The organism is Bacillus sp. FSL W8-0116 (assembly GCF_038003825.1).
Taxonomy (GTDB): Bacteria; Bacillota; Bacilli; order Bacillales; family DSM-4216; genus Bacillus_O; species Bacillus_O smithii.
Genome location: NZ_JBBOPY010000001.1, coordinates 1,261,566 through 1,278,513, shown reverse-complemented (window position 1 = coordinate 1,278,513; position 16,948 = coordinate 1,261,566). Strand labels below are relative to the sequence as shown.

The following is a 16,948-nucleotide window of genomic DNA, read 5'->3' as shown; positions in this document are numbered from 1 at the left end:
CTTCTTTGTATTCCATCCATGCAAAAGAAAAAACAGCTCCGGATGGGAACTGTTTTTGTTTCTTTTGCTGAAAAGCCGCTTTTGCCGTAATTCTAATTAAGAAAGTTTTAAACCACACTCCTCCAAGTGGGTGCTCGCAAAAACGTTCCTGTCTTCCTTCTTGTCTAAAGACAAAGGCCTGACATTCCGGTTTCGATATAAAACTCCCTTTTTCAGCTTAAAGGTTAAAACTTTATTAACATTACGTACAACGCAGCTTGTATTCCTATATTAAATGAAAAAGAATAAGAAGGCAACAGAAACGCATGTCCTTACTTATACTATTTTCATTGCTTGAAAGTTGGCGAGAACATTTTGCAAGGATGTTTTTCTATATGGTGTATGATAGAAAATTTTTGGAACATGACTGAAAAACGGTGACTGTTATAAAAGAATATTCAAAAAGTACTTTTCAGAAAGACGATATTTTAGGTATGTCTTTCGAGGCGCAAGCATAGAAAAGAAATAGGACCGAGAGAATAGTTGTGTCCTAGATCAAAGGCAGAGTATGAAGGCCTTAAAGGAGGGGAGAAATTTTGAATAAGAATGACAGGCAGCTTCAAGCGGAAATGGAGAATATAGTAGCGGATGAAGGGGTGGTTACGCGCTTTAGGCTTTATTCCGGTCCTATGGCTAAAATTGTCGTGGCCATCGCCGTCATATGGGCGCTTTTCCAAATTTATGTGTCCAGTTTCGGGATCATGGACGCTGTAAAGGCACGTGCATGGTTTTTCGGATTTTTGGCTGTTTTGATTTTTTTATGGATTCCGGCAAGGAAAAACGAAGGAAAAACGCGTCGGCTTCCCACCGTTTGGGATTGGATTTGCGTTGTCGCGACCATCATGGCTATTGGATTTTTATTGTTTAATTATGATGACTATGTCGAAACCGGTGTTCATATCCAAGCGGATTATTGGTTTGGCGGGCTTGGGATTTTGATCGCTTTCGAAGCAGCTAGGCGTGCTGCAGGGAATGTGATGACGATTTTGGCTGCTCTTTTTTTGCTGTATAACTTTTTCGGTCAGTATCTTCCCGGAACTTTTGGAATTGGAAATCTAGGGTATGAACGTGTGGTAGACACCATGTGGTGGGGGGCCCAAGGGATATTTGGAACGGTCATTGGAGTGGCGGCCACTTATATTTTTTTATTTATTTTATTTGGCGCTTTTTTAAGGCGCAGTGGTTTTATTGATTTTATCAACGATTTGGCTCTGGCAGTCGCCGGCCGTTCTGCTGGTGGTCCGGCGAAAGTGGCCGTGATCGGAAGCGGGTTTATGGGAATGATTAACGGCAGCGGGGTGGCCAACGCTTCATCGGTTGGAACTGTGACGATCCCCCTTATGAAAAAGGCCGGTTTTAAGCCTCATTTTGCCGGTGCAGTCGAGGCGGTGGCCGGAACGGGAGGGGTAATCGCGCCGCCTATTATGGGGGCTGCCAGTTTTGTGATGGCCGAGTCGTTGGGAGTTCCGTATCGAACGATTATGCTAGCCGCTGTGATTCCAGCTATTTTTTATTTTTTTATGTGTTTTCTGTCGGTGCACTTTGAGGCGAAAAAATTAGGAATAGAAGGAATGCCTAAAAATCGGCTGCCCAATATATGGTTGGTATTGAAACAACGAGGGCACTTGTTGATCCCGGTTGTTGTCATTGTTGCATTTCTTGTCAGTGGAACAACGCCATTGTATGCGGCGGTGTGGGCAATGCTATCCATTGTTGTCGTCAGTTGGTTCAGAAAAGAGACGAGAATGGGTTTGAGGGAAATATTGGAAGCGCTTGCGGAAGGGGCGAAAGGTGTTTTAACGGTCGGAGCGGCTTGTGCGATTGTCGGGGTCATTATCGGTACCATTTCATTAACCAGCATTGGTTTGACATTTGGCAATAACATTTTGGAATTGGCAGGCAATCATCTTTTTCTTATAGCATTCTTTACAATGATCATTTGCATTATTTTGGGAATGGGAGTTCCGGTAACGGCTTCTTACGTAATAACGGCAACGATTGCCGCTCCTTTATTGGCCAAAATGGGCGTTCCGCTATTAGTGGCTCATATGTTTGCTTTTTTCTTTGCTGCCTTATCCGATATTACTCCTCCGGTCGCACTTGCTGCGATGGCATCCGCGGGAATTGCAAAGGCGCCGTTTTTTAAAGTCGCGTTAACGGCTGTGAAGCTCGGAGCCATTGGCTTCATCATCCCTTATTTCTTTCTATACAATCCGCTTTTATTGTTTATGGGTGGAAGCATGATGAACACCATTATTGCTGCCATTATCGGCCTGATTGGAGTTGTGGCTCTTTCCGCTGGGTTTGCCAATTGGCTTTTGATCAAAACGAATATAGTCCAGCGGCTGATGCTAATAGCAGCAGGCTTATTGATGATTGATCCTCATTATGTGACAGATTTGATTGGGTTTGTTCTTCTTGTAAGCGTGTACATTTGGCAAAAGAAAAAGAGAAATAATGAAGATCAGTCGACTGGTCTTGAATCGAACTCTTTTACGGCACTTACTAAGAATTCGAGGGAGGATGGAAGATGAAAAGAAAAGGTTTTCTACTTGTATCAGTTTTCCTTTTCTTGTTTGCGTTAGTGGGATGCAATAGAGGAGAAATGCAATCTTCAGTCAGCCAAAAACAAAGCTCATCCGATGGGAAGCTGGTCATTAATTTTGGCACCGGAACGACTACGGGGGTTTATTATCCTTTAGGAGCTACATTGGCGAAAATATGGAACCAACAAGTACCGGGTGTAAAAGTATCATCCCAAGCTACGGACGCTAGCGTGCAAAATTTGAATTTGATGATGCAAGGAAAACTGAATATGGGGATTACTACATTTGGTGTTTTACATGATGCCTACACCGGAAAAGGCGCTTTTAAAGGACGTGCCTATAAAGATGTTCGCGTATTAGCAGCACTTTACCCGAATATCGGACATATTGTCACCCGTCAAGGTGATATTCATTCTGTCGCTGATTTGAAAAACAAAGGGTTTGTTCCGGGGGCTCCAGGAAGTTCAACAAAGGTAGTAGCCGGGCAAATTTTATCTGCCTATAAAATGACATTTGACGACGTAAAAGCTCAATATGTCGGATTTACCGAAGTGACTGATTTAATGCGGAATAAACAAATTGATGGTGCTTTTATTGAGGCGGGAGTTCCGAATTCTGCAGTTGTTGAAATTTTGACCACAGCTAATGGAAAATTATTAAGTATTGGAGATAAAGAAATTCAATTTATTACGAAACATTATCCTGGTTTTTACAAATATACCATTCAGGCAGGCACTTATGAAGGGCAAGCGCAAGATGTCCATACGATAGCCGAGGGGAATTTGATTGTGGTTCCAAAAGATCTTCCTCAAGAAAAGGTGTATGAATTGACCAAGACATTATGGGAAAACGTGGACACGATCACGAAAAACATTTCTGCAGCGAAAGAAATGAAATTGGAAACCGCTACAAAAGGACTTTCCAACATCCCGCTTCATAAAGGGGCAGAAAAATATTACAAAGAAAAGGGGATTCTCCACTAAACAGATCGGAACGATTTTTAATTAATAAGAAGGAAACGAGAGATGGTTTCCTTCTATTTTTCTCGGGGCGCCCTTTTCCCCTTAAGCGGCTACGGGGCGTGGCCATGTGATCCATCATGCTTCATAGATTGTCATTTTAAAAAGATTTTTTCTATTCTGGTCCGCATGAAAAATCATCAACTTGATAACCTCGCACGACCTCCATGCAAAATCAAAAGAGGAAAAGCCAAAAAGGCACCGAATAGCGGAGAACTACAGCACTTGGTGGAATCACCGTTCTTTTTTTAGTTTTCGGTGCACTCGGCTTTTTGGCAAGTCCTTCGATCATGATCGATGGGGGATAGCCCCATCTCCGACAAAAGATAAACCTGTTAGTTTCATATTTGACGCTTTTGCCGAAAAAGAAATAGATATCTATTTTTTTAGGATGAACGAGACCTATCCTCCGATATATTTTTGGTAAAGCGACCTAGCGTGTTTTTGGTCGGATTCACCATGGATGATGGCCCTGCCGTCTCGAAATAGAACGACTCTTTTTCCTTCCAACTGTAGAACAATTAAATAAGGGTTTTCGTTTACGATTTCAAATCTTTCCTTCAATGCCGGCAAGTTGATTTTATGCCGTTGTCCGGGCCGGATTTGAACAGCGTCGCGGCCGCACAGTACTTCCGCTTTTCCCCAGTTTTCATATTTTAAAAACGGGTAGCTGGGACGAATTCCGCAAGACGGGCATTCCGTTTTTTTCAGTGAACGAACGTTGATTTGTGAAAATTCATTTTTCCAAAGATCAAAGGAAATGAGTGTTTTCCGTACATGCTGTTTCTGTCCGGACAAAATTTTTAGCGCTTCTGCGACTTGATAAGTGCTGACCATTTGGACGGCGGGTGAAATAATTCCAACGGTATCACAATTTTCTCCGTTTAACGGTATTTCTTCCATCAAACAATGAAGACAAGGCGTTTCACCGGGAAGAATGGAAAGCGATACGCCGTATGAGGCGACACAGGCGCCGTATATCCATGGGATCTGATGTTTTTGTGCAAAGTCATTGATCATCATGCGAGTCTCGAAGTTGTCGAGCCCGTCGATGATGACATCTACGGGCAAAAGCGATTCTAATGTGTTTGGATTAGCTTCTTCAAGTTTCGCATCAATGACTACATCGCGATTGATAGCCTCTAATCGTTTTTTGGCTGCCATTACTTTCGGCAAATTTTCTTCTGCATCTTTTTCAGTGTAGAGCTGCTGGCGATGGAGGTTGCTTAGCTCAACGTAGTCTCGGTCTACGATTGTCAGCTTGCCGACTCCGGCTCGAACTAACATTTCTGCGCTGGCGCTGCCCAAAGCCCCCATGCCGATAATCGCAGCATGGCTGTTTTGAATACGTTTTTGCCCCTCTTGACCGATTCCTTGGAAGAGAATCTGACGGGAATAGCGCATGTCGCTCACAACCGGATCAATCCTTCCATTGGACTGCTGGCTTCGGCATAGTATTTTTTGCTGATTCGGCCAGCCTCAAAACCAAGCCTTCCGGCGATTACGGCATATTTCATTGCTTCGGCCATTTTGACAGGATCTTTTGCCCCGGAAACGGCAGAGTTTAATAAGACGGCATCGGCTCCCAGTTCCATCGCGTAAGCCACATCTTTCGGGCTGCCAATTCCCGCATCTACAATCACCGGCACATTAGCTTGCTCTATAATATGAGATAGATTGAAAGGATTGATAATTCCTAATCCAGTACCGATTGGCGCTGCCCCCGGCATAATAGCGTGGGCTCCTAATTCTTGGAGGCGTTTGGCCAGCACCACATCATCGGACGTGTAGGGAAGAACCGTAAAGCCTTCTTCCAGCAATTTTTCTGTCGCTTTCAACGTTTCGACTGGATCGGGAAGCAGTGTTTTATCACAGCCGATCACTTCTACTTTAATCATATCGCACATTCCGGCTGCTTTAGCGAGTTTTGCAATCCGAACGGCTTCTTCCGCCGTTTTGGCACCGGCGGTGTTGGGCAGAAGCGTAAACTTGGAAAGGTCGATATTTTCCAAAAAATTAGGCTGTTCAGGATCAAAAATATTCATTCTTCTTACGGCAAACGTTAATACTTCCGTCTCGGATTTTTGAATGGCTTCTTTTTGAATGACTGCACTTGGGAATTTTCCGGTTCCTAAAAATAAGCGAGAATGAAAAGTGTAGGACCCAATTTTCAACATGATGTTATCCTCCTCCGACAAAATGAACGATTTCTAATACATCTCCTGATTTCAATCGAAATTGCCCGTGCTGATCTTTGTTCAAAATCTCACCGTTCATTTCGACTACCAGTTTTTTGTCTTGAACTTGCAAATGCTCTAATAAACGCTCGACTGTACGGATATTTTCCGGTATTTCTTTTTTTACACCGTTGATCGTTACGATCATGGAATCACTCCTTTTTGTGAGTGGCGTCCGGGATCAAAGGCGTCTTTCCACTCTAAATGGCCCGCTTTCCCCTCTATTTGATCCGCCATCCAGACACCGGTTAACGCTGACAACAATATGCCGTTGCGGAAATGTCCGGCTGCCAGCCACAGTCCTTTGAAGTCAGGATGGGGTCCCAGATAGGGAAGACCGTCTATCGTTTGCGGACGGACTCCTGCCCAAGCTCTTAACCATTCTGCAGAATGGAGTGCTGGTACGATGCGGCATGCTTCATCTGACAATCGACGAATGGCTTCAAATGAGACTTTCTTATCGTAGGTACCTGCACGTTCCGTTGCACCAATAAATATTTCTCCATTGGCTTTTGGGACGATGTAAACAGTTGATGAATAAATAGTCGATGTGATAATCGGCTTTTCCGGTCTGACAGCAAGGATCTCTCCTTTAACTGGAGTAAACATCGGCAACGAAACTCCGTCTGGAAGGGAGAGATGGGGAGTAAAGGCACCCGCTGCGATCACGATATGTTCGGCATAAAAACGGCCGGAAGTTGTTTCTACTCCTGTTATTTTTCCGTTTTGTTCCAATAATTCTTTGACCCATGTAAATTCATAAATATCTGCTCCTAAATTGGAAGCTCCTTTGAAAAAAGCTTTTGTGAGCTGAGCTGGCATGACTTGTCCATCCTTTGGAAAAGAAGCGGCACCGACTATTTCAGCTTTCAATTCTGGTTCCATTTGATATACTTGATCGGCTGAAAGCCATTCTGCCGGCTCGTCTTGTTCACGATGCCATGCAATTCTTTCTTTCAACATGTTTGCTTCTTTCTCGCTAAATGCGATCCGTAACATACCATTTTTAAGAAACTCAACAGGCTGGTCGGAAACTTGTTCAATCTCAGGAACTAATTGATCAAAATAATCACGGCTTTTGCGGGCGAAATCAAAAAAGGCTCCGTCTATTCTCGGTTCTACTTGTGCTCCCAGCATTCCGGCTGCCGCGCTTGATGCTTCAGAAGCAATTCGTTCTTTTTCCAGTACAGCAACGCGATAGTTGCGTTTTGACAACTGATAGGCGATCGAGCCGCCATTGATGCCGCCGCCTATAATAATGACATCATATTTCTGCATGGTGACGCCCCTCTCACAATGATTGTTTGTAAGCTTTAGCCGCTTGTTCAGGAAACTCGGCTTCATACACTCCGGAAAGAACCGCAACTCCCGACGCTCCGGCTGCCAGACACTCGGGAACGCGTTGAGGAGTAATGCCGCCAATGGCAATAACGGGGATTTGGACTGCTGAAGAAACGGCTTTCAAAGCAGCTAATCCTCTCGGAGGGAGACCTGGTTTGCTTTTAGTGGGATAAATATGTCCAAAAATGAGGTATTGAGCGCCTCTCTTTTGTTTATCCATGGCTGATTCGACGCTATGTACGGAATACCCCTTTGTTAAGAAACAATCATGATCTCTTTCCTCGTGAGACTTTTCCGGAAAGTGCACACCAAGAACACCAAGCTGTAAAGCTAAATCAGGTTGATTGTTCAGAATGATTTTCGTTAACGGAACTCCATGTTTTTCTAAATCTGCAACTCCTTTTTTGATCATCTCTGTACTCCAACTGCGCTCTCGAATATGAATAAAATCCACCCATGGTTGAATTCGCACGGTGATCGAAAGCCAATCTTCAAAACTCTGTTTTCCTGTGGAAATGACGTGCAGCGCTTTTTTCATCGTCATTTTCTCCTTGATGAAAGTTGAATGGAAAAACTTTTAACCAATTCTGTGCAGTAAAAAACCCGCTTTCCAATGTTGGAAAGTGGGCTAAGAGCTCTCAAAGTATAATGGAATTATACTCCACTTTCCTACGCTGGTATCAACCAGATCAGGTTCGAAGGGTTTTAAAGTAACACTTTAATCTCAGCCGATCACTATCGGCACCCCTAGTGGCTGTTATTTGCTTATGATGATTGTTTTACGATCCCAATGAAAAAATTTAAAATAATAAGGAATATTTTTCTTTATCAAAATCTTAAATCTATATTGAAAGGTTGTCAATAGTCGTTTCAAAGTTTCTGGACGATAGGTGAAAGAAGGTGGCGAAATGTTGTGTCGTTGAAAAAGGGAATGGGGAAAAAATAAAGAAGGCGCCCCGGAAGTGTAGCGGGAGGCCTTCTAAAGAGATGATGTCCATCTTTTAGAATAAGCAATTATTTTGCTTTCTTCAGGCTTTCGGGGATCTTAGGTGCATGTGCGAGCGGGCTGGAAGCTTGCACAAACACTTTTGCCATTACGCGGGTAGTGTTAGACAGAACTTTAGCTGCTTTTTTCACAATACTCACCTCCTTTCATGGTGAAATTGTTTAATTTATGGATAAACTTGATGCCTGCCGGTGTCAGCAAAAGGGCTTGCAGCAATGCGCCGAACACGAAACCGGGCGCGGAAAAAATATAGTAGATGACAAAGGTAAAGATAACCCACAATATGGCAGCACGTTTCTTTTTTTGTTCCCACTGCTTTGAATGTTTGATTTGATGCGGTTCATAGTAAGGAGCAAATCTTGCGATCAACAAGAGACTGACAACAAAGTAGCAAAAAAGTAAAATAGGCGATACAGGGAGCCAAACGAACGTCAGAACAAGAAGCGAGCTTGTAATCGAACAGGCGATAGAGCGATCTAAATGGGCGCCGCCCGTCAATATCCGAAGAATCATAAAAGACAACGTCACTTCAACAGTCAACAGCGGCACTCCGATGATCCAGCCAACAATCAGCAAAAGAAGAAACGTAAAAAGAAGATTGAATAGAATCGTAAACCCGAATACGAGCACGTCATGAGGTTCTGTTTCTTCAGGATTTATTTTTTTGATTTGGTCTGCCAATGCAACTGCCCATTTTTCAAACATACGACTTCCTCCTTTATAATGACGGGCAGCGGATGGATAGCCGGACTGGTTTTAGCTCGGTTTCAACCACTGCTTGATCTTGCTTAAAGTGTTGAAGAGCATCAAACAATTTCAAGTTTGTCTGAAGGCGATCCAGTACAAGTTGGCTGGATATCAAATAGGTAATATCTTGAGTTCCTATATGAACATGAAAATAGATTTTTTTTCTACGCTGGAAGGAGACTGGTAAAGCGCTAGAATTAAATCGTCCATGATCATGCTCAGATAGCGGACTTGCCTTAATGTTGCAGCCACATTTCCTTGAATTTCGGCCGTTGCGACAATGGCAACTTCCAACAGTTCAGCTAGTTTTCGTTTATTTACTAGAAACGCATAGAGCAATTCATCTAAGTTCTCTAAACCGGCGCGAAAATCAGACTCAACAAGCCAAGAAGCGGCTTTTTTTCGAAGCAGCCGATTGTTTTCCAAATATTCTTTAATAAGAAGCGTAGAAGATTCTCTCTCACAAAGTTTTAAGATGGCATGGAAATGGTCTTCATAATCCGTTTTTAATTTTTCAACAATAATGGCGGTTTGTTCTTCTTGGTCCAAATAAAATTTTTTGGCCTCTATGATATGCTTCACTTGAAATTGAGTGTGCAAAATCAAATAAATGGATAAAATAATAAACAAAATAATCACACAATACAGCACAAACGAAAATTTAGAATTCATTTGTTCTGTCAACATGGCAAAAACAGACAGGCAAATAAATAGAAATGTCAGCAGGGAATTAATGATAACGATCGCCCTAAACTGATGGTTTTGATTGTGCGTTTTTAAAAAGTGACGAAAGTCAGTCAAATGATACTGATATCTTTTTAATAGATAGCTAATAGCCATGACGAATAAAAATGTAATCGTTCGAAGCAGAAACGGCAAATTAGAGAATGAAAATAAAATTTTAAAGTAGTTAACAGTAGATATGGATTTTACCACTTCCGTTATTAATAGTTGAATGAAGGAATAAAACCCGTATCCGATGCTTGAAATGACAATCGTTTCAAGCGAGTTTACTTTATACAACCATTTCACCAAGCAAAGCAATAATAAAATTTGAACGGCGATAACAAAAACGGTCGCTAAAGGTGTGAATCTTAATAAAAGTGATGCGACGCTCATAATGATGGATAGAAAAAGAATCGGTTTTATATAAATGCGATAAGGATACCCTAAAAACACAACGGGGAACGTCAAAAGAGCAATCCATTCAAATAATGAGATAACAAATGTGAATAAGTAATCCATCGCGATGGCTCCTAACCGCAAGAATATTAGAATAATAATTTTAACTTTTGTGATATATTTGCTGGCTTTGTGGAATTTTGACTGTGACTTGGGCCCCTTTCGTTGGATGATTTTGGATATCCAAAGTTCCATTCAGCGTTTCAATAATCGTTTTGCAGATTGGCAATCCGATGCCGGTTCCTTCATCCTTTGTTGTGTAAAATGGATAAAAAATCTGTTCGAGATGTTCGGGTGAAATTCCCGGACCGCTGTCAATGATGAAGATCATCACGAATTTGTTTTCTTTTTTGGTGATAATCTCGATGGTGCCGTTTTCTTGTATTGCTTCCACTGCATTTTGGATCAAATTGATCAGCGCTCTCTCAAATCGGCTGGCATTTCCGGTTATATACGTTTCATCCGCTAAATGAGAATGGAACTGGATATTCGAAGGAGCAGTTTGCAAGGAAAAAATATGGACTATTTTTTCAATGCTATGTTTGACATCAATAATGGAAAGATTGTCTTGGTGCAAATAAGACTTTGACAGGCTAAGAAGCTCTTGAATAAGAGACTCCATTCGCAGCGCTTCTTCTTTAATGATCGATGTATAGTGTACGGTAAACGGGTCTGACTTGATGATTGGATTTTCTTCTAAAAACTGGGCAAAACCAATAATCGATGTCAGTGGATTGCGTATTTCATGAGCAAAAAAAGCTGCCATACGTCCAATCGTTGCATGATCGTCTTCTGATTTCTTGGATACTTCGTCATTTGATTCTTTAGGATCTTTTTCGACCTCGACAGGAATGTGAGAGTCCTTTTTTTTCAGCCATTTTTGGATTAAATTGTTCATATATGAAGTAACACTCCTAAAAAGGCCCATCTATTTTCCTAAATCAACGTTAGGAAAATACAGGAATTTTATTCTTTGAATTCTACATGATTTGTCATGATTCCTTCTTTTCGATGAAAAAAATGGATCGCTGTCAAAATATTTTTCAGCCAATATTTTTCAGCATAAAATGACATCTTTTTATGGCTTTTCAAATTGAAGGAAGCAGATTCCGGTTGCATGTGAACGCTCTTCCTGAAAATAATTTTTGCGCCATCGAACTTCTTTTGGTTTGAAAGGCATAAGCGTTCCAGAGGCAAATTAAATCTCCCATGGCGTTTTCTGTTCAATCGAAGCCTTTTTGGGCGAAATAAGCAATTGCTTGCAAAAGTAAAGGGTCTACTCCTATATTCCTTTTTATGGAAATAGAGAGCAGACCCTTATCATGCAAGCCATGAAAAAATATTTATGGCTGCATGCGTCTTGTTAAAAATTTATAAAGCGGAATTCCCGCTAAAGCGACGAGAATGGACAAGAAAGAATCTATCGGCTTGTCGACTAGTGTACTGCCGACAATATAAAGAGTTCCAACGATCGCCACGATAGGCGTCAGTGGATATAATGGTACTTTATACAAGCTGTTTTGTCGTCCGTCTTCTTTTTTCCGAATCAGAAAAACCGCATAAAAAGCTAATCCGTAAAACAAGAAGACAACGAATATAGCGATATCGGACAGCCTGTCAGGATTGCCCACCAGCATAAATAAGATAGCTAAGACCGTTTCAAACAAGGAGGCATATAAAGGAGTTTGGAATTTAGGATGGACTTTGGACAACCATTTTGCGCCAGGAAATAATCGATCTTCTGCCATAGCAAAAGGGATGCGTGGAAAAGTCATGATCTTTCCGTTCAGACAGCCAAAAATGGAAATCAATATTCCAATCGCAATTAATTTACCGCCGATATCTCCAAACAAAATCGAAGCGGCAGTATGGGCAGAGTTCGGCCCTAACTCAACGATCTTGCTTGCCGGGAGAACGTGAAGGAGAGCGACATTCACTGAAAGATAAGCTATCATCACGACGGCGATTCCCGTAATAATCGCTTTCGGAAGCGTTTTGGACGGATTTTTCATTTCACCGGCCATAAAACCGACATTCATCCAGCCGTCATAAGCCCAAAGGGTAGCTAAAACGGCCGCCCCCATACTGATCGATTGGCTGTTTCCGCTGCTCATTCCTGTAATATGACTATCTCCATGCCAAATTCCAAAAACGGCAATCATGGCGATAGGAACAAGCTTAGCTACTGTGAGGAGACTTTGAATGAAGCCGCCTAGATTCGTTCCTATTACGTTAAGGATAAATAAAAATAGAACGGAAGAAACGCCGACGAAAAGTTTGCCGGTTTCCGACCAGCCGACCAGATCTGCCACAAGTGAACCGAAATATAATCCGAGAGCTCCAATAACCGCCGGCCCATAGATAATGGTTTGCATCCAACCGCATAAAAATCCCCAAAATTTTCCGTACACTTCTTCCAAATAAGCGTACAAGCCGCCAGTCTTAGGAATTTTTACACTGACTTCCGCAATCGTTAATCCACTTGCCAACGTAATGATACCGCCGATGATCCAAGCCCAAAGCGCCATTGTAGATCCGCCTGAAGAGGCAAGGACAATTCCCGGCTTCATAAAAATTCCTGAACCAATAACTGTTCCGATCACGATAGACGTTGCAACCACAAAACCGATATTTCTTTTTAATTGAGTATTTTCCACGATGTTCACCACACAAGGACAAATGTATTTTGATGACGGTTTTTGTTGATTATACCACGAAATAATATGAATTCCTTTTATTTGAAAATTTAAATTTTTATATGTAATACACAATATTTAATGAATTGGACATTTTGGAAATATAGTATCATTCGATTTTCTCGATGGTTGATTATTAAACGAAAGACCAATTGGTTTAGGGATTTGAGAAGTCAGGAAAGATAAAACAAATCGTGGAAACATCATGTCAGTGAAAGGTTTTCACTATTTTATGGCGGGGTCTATCAGCGAATGATTGAAAGAGGATCGACTGCTATTTTGTTATCTGTCAAACAAAATAGCAGTTGTTGATCCATTTGGCTGATTACGGTTTTAATCCTAGAGCAGCTCCAAACCATTGAGAAGCGATCGTAAAGCAAATGTATGCGCATAGTTCACTGATTTGTTGCTCCGTAAAGGTAATTTTCAACAATTGAACAGTAGAATTTCCGGGCGAACCGTTCGTTTTCAACATGACTTCCGCGAAAGCGGCAGCAAGACTTGTAGATTCATCCAACTTTGATAAATCGGGCTTTCCTTTCGCTTTGCAATATTCGCATTGGTTTTGCTGCGCCAATGATCTTCTGATTTGTTCCTTTAAATCAGCTGAAAGTAATGAATCTTCCGAAAGCACATTGCTTAGTGCGTTCCATTTTTCTAATATTTCCTTATTGTGTCCTAACAGCTGTTGAAAGGGGGTTTCCCCATTTTTTGAAAATGAAATTCTAGCTTCCATATTCTCACTCCTTTTCTTTTATTATAAAATGTGGATATTGAATTACCATTTCAAATATAATGAAAATAAAAATAATATGTTTTATATGAAATGAATTTTAAAAGGATGGTTTGTAAATGAAAATAGATGAAATCGATATACGAATTTTGCAGGAATTGAAGAAAAATGCACGGTTGTCGATGAGAGAACTAGGCAAAAAAATAAACCTTTCCCCTCCGTCCGTAGCAGAGCGGGTAAGACGATTGGAAGATCAAGGTGTCATTGAAGGATATACGGTTTCCATTAATCGAAAAAAATTAGGGTTTGCGATCGATTGTTTGATGGAAGTATCGATTAAAAATGGCGAATATCAACGATTTCAGCAATATATTGAGAGTCATCCTCGGATGGTGTTTTGTTATCGAATTACTGGGGAATCTTGTTATATGGTCAAGCTGTCTGTCGTGAGTTTAAAGGAAATAGAGGATTTTATTAATGAGGTATGTACTTTTGCTAAAACCGTTTCCCATATCGTGATTTCGGAAGTGAAGCCCCAACCTGATGCAGAGTGGCAGCTGCCTATTTTACAAAATGAAAAATAGAAAGGCGGGGATTTGGCTTTATTTTGAATCATTTTTGCCTTGGGGAAAAGGGGAATGCTTGCTGTCAATTTTTTAATAAACAGAATTATCGAATAAATATGCCTGTTGTTATTTTAAAGATATTTAGAAATAATTTTTATTTAGTATAATGAAATAGGATAGGACAATATTCAAGCTGAATCAGGGGTGTTAATGTGATACAAGCTATGAAAAATCAGAGTAATCTGCGCCCCTGTCTTTATATTGGTTCATCAGTGTCGAGATAAAGACCACGTTAATTTCTTATTTTTAAAAGAAGGGTGCAACGATGATGGATGCAGTTTTTACTCCACTTGGAGATTCAGCCGTGACGATTGATTTCGGAGAAGGAATCTCATTAGAGAAAAACCGAAAAATTTTGAATCTGGCAAACGCCATAAATGAGAAGCCGTTTCATGGATTTTTAGAGGCCGTTCCTGCATATACAACTTTAACGGTTTTTTACAATCCAGTTGAAGTGGGCGGGAATGATCCGTATGAACAGGTTTGCCAACAATTGAAGGAGCGAATGAATCATGGGATCCAGTATAAGATTCCGGAAAGAAAAGTGTGCATTCCCGTTTGTTATGATGAGGAATTTGGTCTTGATTTAGAAGAAGTGGCCAAATCAAACGGCTTATCAGTCGAAAAAGTGATTGAAATTCATTCATCCGCCAGCTATCACGTTTATTTTCTTGGCTTTGCCCCAGGGTTTCCTTTTTTGGGAGGAATGGATCCATCCATCGCGACTCCAAGAAAAAAATCACCCCGACTGAAAGTTCCGGCAGGTTCGGTTGGAATTGCCGGATATCAAACAGGGATTTATCCGATAGAAACACCTGGAGGCTGGCAGATAATAGGCAGAACTCCAATTTCTTTATTTCATCCTGATCGAAATCCGCCCACCTTTTTGCTTCCGGGTGATGAGATTCGATTTGTTCCGATTACAAAAGACGTTTATGAAAATTGGGAGGATCAAACATGGGAATTCACGTCACAAAAGGAGGAATGTTAACGGTTGTTCAGGATTTGGGGCGATTCGGATACCAGTCCTACGGTTTTATTGTAAGCGGCGCTATGGATGCTTTTGCCATGAAAATAGCGAATATCACGGTAGGGAATCCTGAAAACGAAGCGGTATTAGAAATGAATTTCGTCGGACCGACATTGCTGTTTGAGGAAAATATGGTGATCAGCTTATTTGGTGCGGATATGTTGCCTGAAAAAAATGGAGAGGCGATTGCACACGGTAAACCGATCTCTGTGAAAAAAGGAGATGTTCTTCGGTTCCATGCGGCGGTGAAAGGAAGCCGCTGCTATTTAGCCGTAAAAGGAGGGTTTGATCTTCCCTCAGTCTTAAACAGCAAAAGTACTCATTTAAGCGCAAAAATTGGCGGGTTTCATGGAAGAAAACTCGAGTCCGGGGACAGGATTCCGATTCGACAGCCCAGCCGGATCCTTCCTGTTTCTTGGGGAATTGGAAACAGCTATCACCATTATATAGGGACGGAAGACCATACGATTCGATTTACGAAAGGGCGCCAATATGATTGGTTTACGGAAGAAGCGATTTCCCGATTTCAATCCGAGACGTTTCGAATTACTCCTCAGTCGGATCGAATGGGATATCGTTTAGAAGGACCTTCCTTAAGTTTGAAGAAAAACAAGGAATTAATCACAGAGGGAGCAACATTCGGCTCCATACAAGTGCCTCCGAACGGTCAGCCCATTATCTTGATGGCCGACAGACAACCAACGGGCGGCTATCCAAAGATTGGCCAGGTGATTCAGGCGGATTTGCCGAAACTGAGTCAAATGCGGCCCGGAGATACGATCCAATTTCAGGAGATTAGCTTGAAAGAAGCGCAGCAAATACTGATCCAAGTCCATCGAGAGATTGCGTATTTAAAAGCGGCTGTCACATTAAAATGGAAGGATGTTGCCTATGTTTAAAGTGGATCTCAATTGTGATATGGGAGAAAGTTTTGGTCGGTATACTCTTGGCAATGACAAAGAAATGATGGCTTATATCTCCTCGGCCAACATTGCATGCGGTTTTCATGCAGGCGATCCGAACATCATGGATCAAACCGTAAAGCTGGCATTAGAGCACGACGTAAGTATTGGCGCCCATCCCGGTTTATTGGATTTACAAGGCTTCGGCCGAAGAAATATCCAGATTACCCCTGAAGAGGCTTATCAGCTGGTAGTCTATCAAGTGGGTGCATTGCAAGGATTCGTTCAAGCGAATGGTGGAAAACTCCATCATGTGAAACCGCATGGTGCGCTCTATAATATGGCCGCCGTCCATAAAGAACTGGCGGATGCTATTGCCTTGGCCGTTTACCGAATCGATCCTGAAATCGTACTGTATGGACTTTCAAACAGTGAATTGACGAAAGCAGGTGAAGCGATCGGTCTTAAAGTCGCTCATGAAGTGTTTGCTGATCGCACTTATCAAAAGGATGGAACATTAACGCCGAGAAACATGCCGAATGCTTTGATTACGAGTGAAGAAGCCGCCACTCGACAAGTTGTGAAAATGGTAAAAGAACAAAAAGTGGTCACAGCCGATCATCATGAAATCAGTATTCAAGCAGATACGATTTGCCTCCATGGAGACGGAAGGACTGCTCTTTTATTTGCCAAGCGTATTCATGAAATATTTCAAGCAGAAGGAATTAAAATCGAGACCGTCTAGAATTCGATAAAGGAAGAAAAGAGAATGGGCCTTTACTGGGACAAGAAACCAAGGATTGATTGTTTCCGCTTTTTAGCCCGTTTGTGATAGAAGAATCAA

At 41.6% G+C, this 16,948-nt stretch carries 18 protein-coding genes, 1 other RNA gene and 1 riboswitch; of the genes, 6 read left to right on the top strand and 13 right to left on the bottom strand.

Annotated elements, in window-relative coordinates; genetic code table 11:
• Nucleotides 1-68: 68 nt before the first annotated feature.
• Nucleotides 69-262: non-coding RNA, 6S RNA (ssrS, locus tag N1I86_RS06055), on the bottom strand.
• Between the two features lie 313 nt (nucleotides 263-575).
• Here ssrS and N1I86_RS06050 point away from each other — a divergent pair.
• Entirely contained in the window at nucleotides 576-2,573 is a 1,998-nt protein-coding gene (locus N1I86_RS06050; protein WP_341095448.1) for a TRAP transporter permease, read from the top strand.
• Complete coding sequence (locus N1I86_RS06045) at nucleotides 2,570-3,568, top strand: TAXI family TRAP transporter solute-binding subunit (RefSeq protein WP_341095447.1); 999 nt, start codon at nucleotides 2,570-2,572, stop codon at nucleotides 3,566-3,568. The genes N1I86_RS06050 and N1I86_RS06045 overlap by 4 nt, the downstream gene beginning before the upstream one ends.
• 438 nt (nucleotides 3,569-4,006) lie before the next feature.
• Here N1I86_RS06045 and N1I86_RS06040 read toward each other — a convergent pair whose 3' ends face one another.
• The 12 genes from N1I86_RS06040 to N1I86_RS05985 all read right to left on the bottom strand — a co-directional run bounded on the left by N1I86_RS06040 (nucleotide 4,007) and on the right by N1I86_RS05985 (nucleotide 13,549).
• Nucleotides 4,007-5,008 (bottom strand): ThiF family adenylyltransferase, encoded by a 1,002-nt coding sequence (locus N1I86_RS06040; protein ID WP_340396322.1) that lies wholly within the window; start codon nucleotides 5,006-5,008, stop codon nucleotides 4,007-4,009.
• A gap of 5 nt (nucleotides 5,009-5,013) precedes the next feature.
• Nucleotides 5,014-5,781 carry a thiazole synthase gene (locus N1I86_RS06035; RefSeq protein WP_341095445.1) on the bottom strand — a complete coding sequence of 256 codons (768 nt, stop codon included), beginning with the start codon at nucleotides 5,779-5,781 and terminating at the stop codon, nucleotides 5,014-5,016.
• 4 nt (nucleotides 5,782-5,785) lie between these two features.
• The gene (thiS, locus tag N1I86_RS06030; RefSeq protein WP_270583726.1) at nucleotides 5,786-5,989 is read right to left on the bottom strand and encodes a sulfur carrier protein ThiS; all 204 of its coding nucleotides are present in this window, start codon (nucleotides 5,987-5,989) and stop codon (nucleotides 5,786-5,788) included.
• Entirely contained in the window at nucleotides 5,986-7,119 is a 1,134-nt protein-coding gene (gene thiO / locus N1I86_RS06025; RefSeq protein WP_341095444.1) for a glycine oxidase ThiO, read from the bottom strand. Before thiO ends, thiS begins: the two co-directional genes overlap by 4 nt.
• Before the next feature lie 13 nt (nucleotides 7,120-7,132).
• Entirely contained in the window at nucleotides 7,133-7,720 is a 588-nt protein-coding gene (locus N1I86_RS06020) for a DUF561 domain-containing protein (protein ID WP_270583724.1), read from the bottom strand.
• 111 nt (nucleotides 7,721-7,831) lie between these two features.
• A riboswitch (TPP riboswitch) is annotated at nucleotides 7,832-7,941 on the bottom strand.
• 255 nt (nucleotides 7,942-8,196) lie between these two features.
• Nucleotides 8,197-8,319 (bottom strand): AgrD family cyclic lactone autoinducer peptide, encoded by a 123-nt coding sequence (locus tag N1I86_RS06015; RefSeq protein ID WP_003353907.1) that lies wholly within the window; start codon nucleotides 8,317-8,319, stop codon nucleotides 8,197-8,199.
• A complete protein-coding gene (locus N1I86_RS06010; protein WP_003353906.1) occupies nucleotides 8,303-8,893 on the bottom strand; it encodes an accessory gene regulator ArgB-like protein in 591 nt (196 codons plus the stop codon). Before N1I86_RS06010 ends, N1I86_RS06015 begins: the two co-directional genes overlap by 17 nt.
• Nucleotides 8,894-9,070: 177 nt before the next feature.
• Nucleotides 9,071-10,180: a hypothetical protein gene (locus N1I86_RS06005; RefSeq protein ID WP_341095442.1), complete on the bottom strand. Its 1,110-nt coding sequence runs from the start codon at nucleotides 10,178-10,180 to the stop codon at nucleotides 9,071-9,073.
• Between the two features lie 40 nt (nucleotides 10,181-10,220).
• Nucleotides 10,221-11,015, bottom strand: coding sequence for a sensor histidine kinase (locus N1I86_RS06000; RefSeq protein ID WP_270583721.1), 795 nt, complete (start codon nucleotides 11,013-11,015; stop codon nucleotides 10,221-10,223).
• Nucleotides 11,016-11,083: 68 nt separating this feature from the next.
• Entirely contained in the window at nucleotides 11,084-11,236 is a 153-nt protein-coding gene (locus tag N1I86_RS05995) for a hypothetical protein (RefSeq protein ID WP_341095440.1), read from the bottom strand.
• A 224-nt stretch (nucleotides 11,237-11,460) separates the two neighbouring features.
• Nucleotides 11,461-12,774 (bottom strand): APC family permease, encoded by a 1,314-nt coding sequence (locus tag N1I86_RS05990; RefSeq protein WP_341095438.1) that lies wholly within the window; start codon nucleotides 12,772-12,774, stop codon nucleotides 11,461-11,463.
• Nucleotides 12,775-13,138: 364 nt separating this feature from the next.
• Complete coding sequence (locus N1I86_RS05985; protein WP_270583719.1) at nucleotides 13,139-13,549, bottom strand: carboxymuconolactone decarboxylase family protein; 411 nt, start codon at nucleotides 13,547-13,549, stop codon at nucleotides 13,139-13,141.
• A 116-nt stretch (nucleotides 13,550-13,665) separates the two neighbouring features.
• On the opposite strand from N1I86_RS05985, the gene N1I86_RS05980 reads away from it, so the two are divergent.
• The 4 genes from N1I86_RS05980 to N1I86_RS05965 all read left to right on the top strand — a co-directional run bounded on the left by N1I86_RS05980 (nucleotide 13,666) and on the right by N1I86_RS05965 (nucleotide 16,849).
• Nucleotides 13,666-14,130 carry an Lrp/AsnC family transcriptional regulator gene (locus N1I86_RS05980; RefSeq protein ID WP_270583718.1) on the top strand — a complete coding sequence of 155 codons (465 nt, stop codon included), beginning with the start codon at nucleotides 13,666-13,668 and terminating at the stop codon, nucleotides 14,128-14,130.
• 307 nt (nucleotides 14,131-14,437) lie between these two features.
• Nucleotides 14,438-15,163 carry a 5-oxoprolinase subunit PxpB gene (pxpB, locus tag N1I86_RS05975; RefSeq protein WP_341028470.1) on the top strand — a complete coding sequence of 242 codons (726 nt, stop codon included), beginning with the start codon at nucleotides 14,438-14,440 and terminating at the stop codon, nucleotides 15,161-15,163.
• Entirely contained in the window at nucleotides 15,130-16,101 is a 972-nt protein-coding gene (locus N1I86_RS05970; RefSeq protein ID WP_341095436.1) for a 5-oxoprolinase subunit C family protein, read from the top strand. Before pxpB ends, N1I86_RS05970 begins: the two co-directional genes overlap by 34 nt.
• Nucleotides 16,094-16,849, top strand: a complete 756-nt coding sequence (locus N1I86_RS05965; RefSeq protein WP_341095434.1) for a LamB/YcsF family protein — start codon at nucleotides 16,094-16,096, stop codon at nucleotides 16,847-16,849. Before N1I86_RS05970 ends, N1I86_RS05965 begins: the two co-directional genes overlap by 8 nt.
• The last annotated feature ends 99 nt before the right edge of the window (nucleotides 16,850-16,948 follow it).

Bases quoted from the DNA above. Each gene is read 5' to 3' on its own strand.
- N1I86_RS06040 (WP_340396322.1), bottom strand. From the start codon at position 5,008: ATGCGCTATTCCCGTCAGATTCTCTTCCAAGGAATCGGTCAAGAGGGG.
- thiO (WP_341095444.1), bottom strand. From the start codon at position 7,119: ATGCAGAAATATGATGTCATTATTATAGGCGGCGGCATCAATGGCGGC.
- pxpB (WP_341028470.1), top strand. From the start codon at position 14,438: ATGATGGATGCAGTTTTTACTCCACTTGGAGATTCAGCCGTGACGATT.
- N1I86_RS05970 (WP_341095436.1), top strand. From the start codon at position 15,130: ATGGGAATTCACGTCACAAAAGGAGGAATGTTAACGGTTGTTCAGGAT.
- thiS (WP_270583726.1), bottom strand. From the start codon at position 5,989: ATGATCGTAACGATCAACGGTGTAAAAAAAGAAATACCGGAAAATATC.
- N1I86_RS06020 (WP_270583724.1), bottom strand. From the start codon at position 7,720: ATGAAAAAAGCGCTGCACGTCATTTCCACAGGAAAACAGAGTTTTGAA.
- N1I86_RS05980 (WP_270583718.1), top strand. From the start codon at position 13,666: ATGAAAATAGATGAAATCGATATACGAATTTTGCAGGAATTGAAGAAA.
- N1I86_RS05995 (WP_341095440.1), bottom strand. From the start codon at position 11,236: ATGCAACCGGAATCTGCTTCCTTCAATTTGAAAAGCCATAAAAAGATG.
- N1I86_RS06000 (WP_270583721.1), bottom strand. From the start codon at position 11,015: ATGAACAATTTAATCCAAAAATGGCTGAAAAAAAAGGACTCTCACATT.
- N1I86_RS05985 (WP_270583719.1), bottom strand. From the start codon at position 13,549: ATGGAAGCTAGAATTTCATTTTCAAAAAATGGGGAAACCCCCTTTCAA.
- N1I86_RS06045 (WP_341095447.1), top strand. From the start codon at position 2,570: ATGAAAAGAAAAGGTTTTCTACTTGTATCAGTTTTCCTTTTCTTGTTT.
- N1I86_RS05965 (WP_341095434.1), top strand. From the start codon at position 16,094: ATGTTTAAAGTGGATCTCAATTGTGATATGGGAGAAAGTTTTGGTCGG.
- N1I86_RS06005 (WP_341095442.1), bottom strand. From the start codon at position 10,180: ATGGATTACTTATTCACATTTGTTATCTCATTATTTGAATGGATTGCT.
- N1I86_RS06035 (WP_341095445.1), bottom strand. From the start codon at position 5,781: ATGTTGAAAATTGGGTCCTACACTTTTCATTCTCGCTTATTTTTAGGA.
- N1I86_RS06010 (WP_003353906.1), bottom strand. From the start codon at position 8,893: ATGTTTGAAAAATGGGCAGTTGCATTGGCAGACCAAATCAAAAAAATA.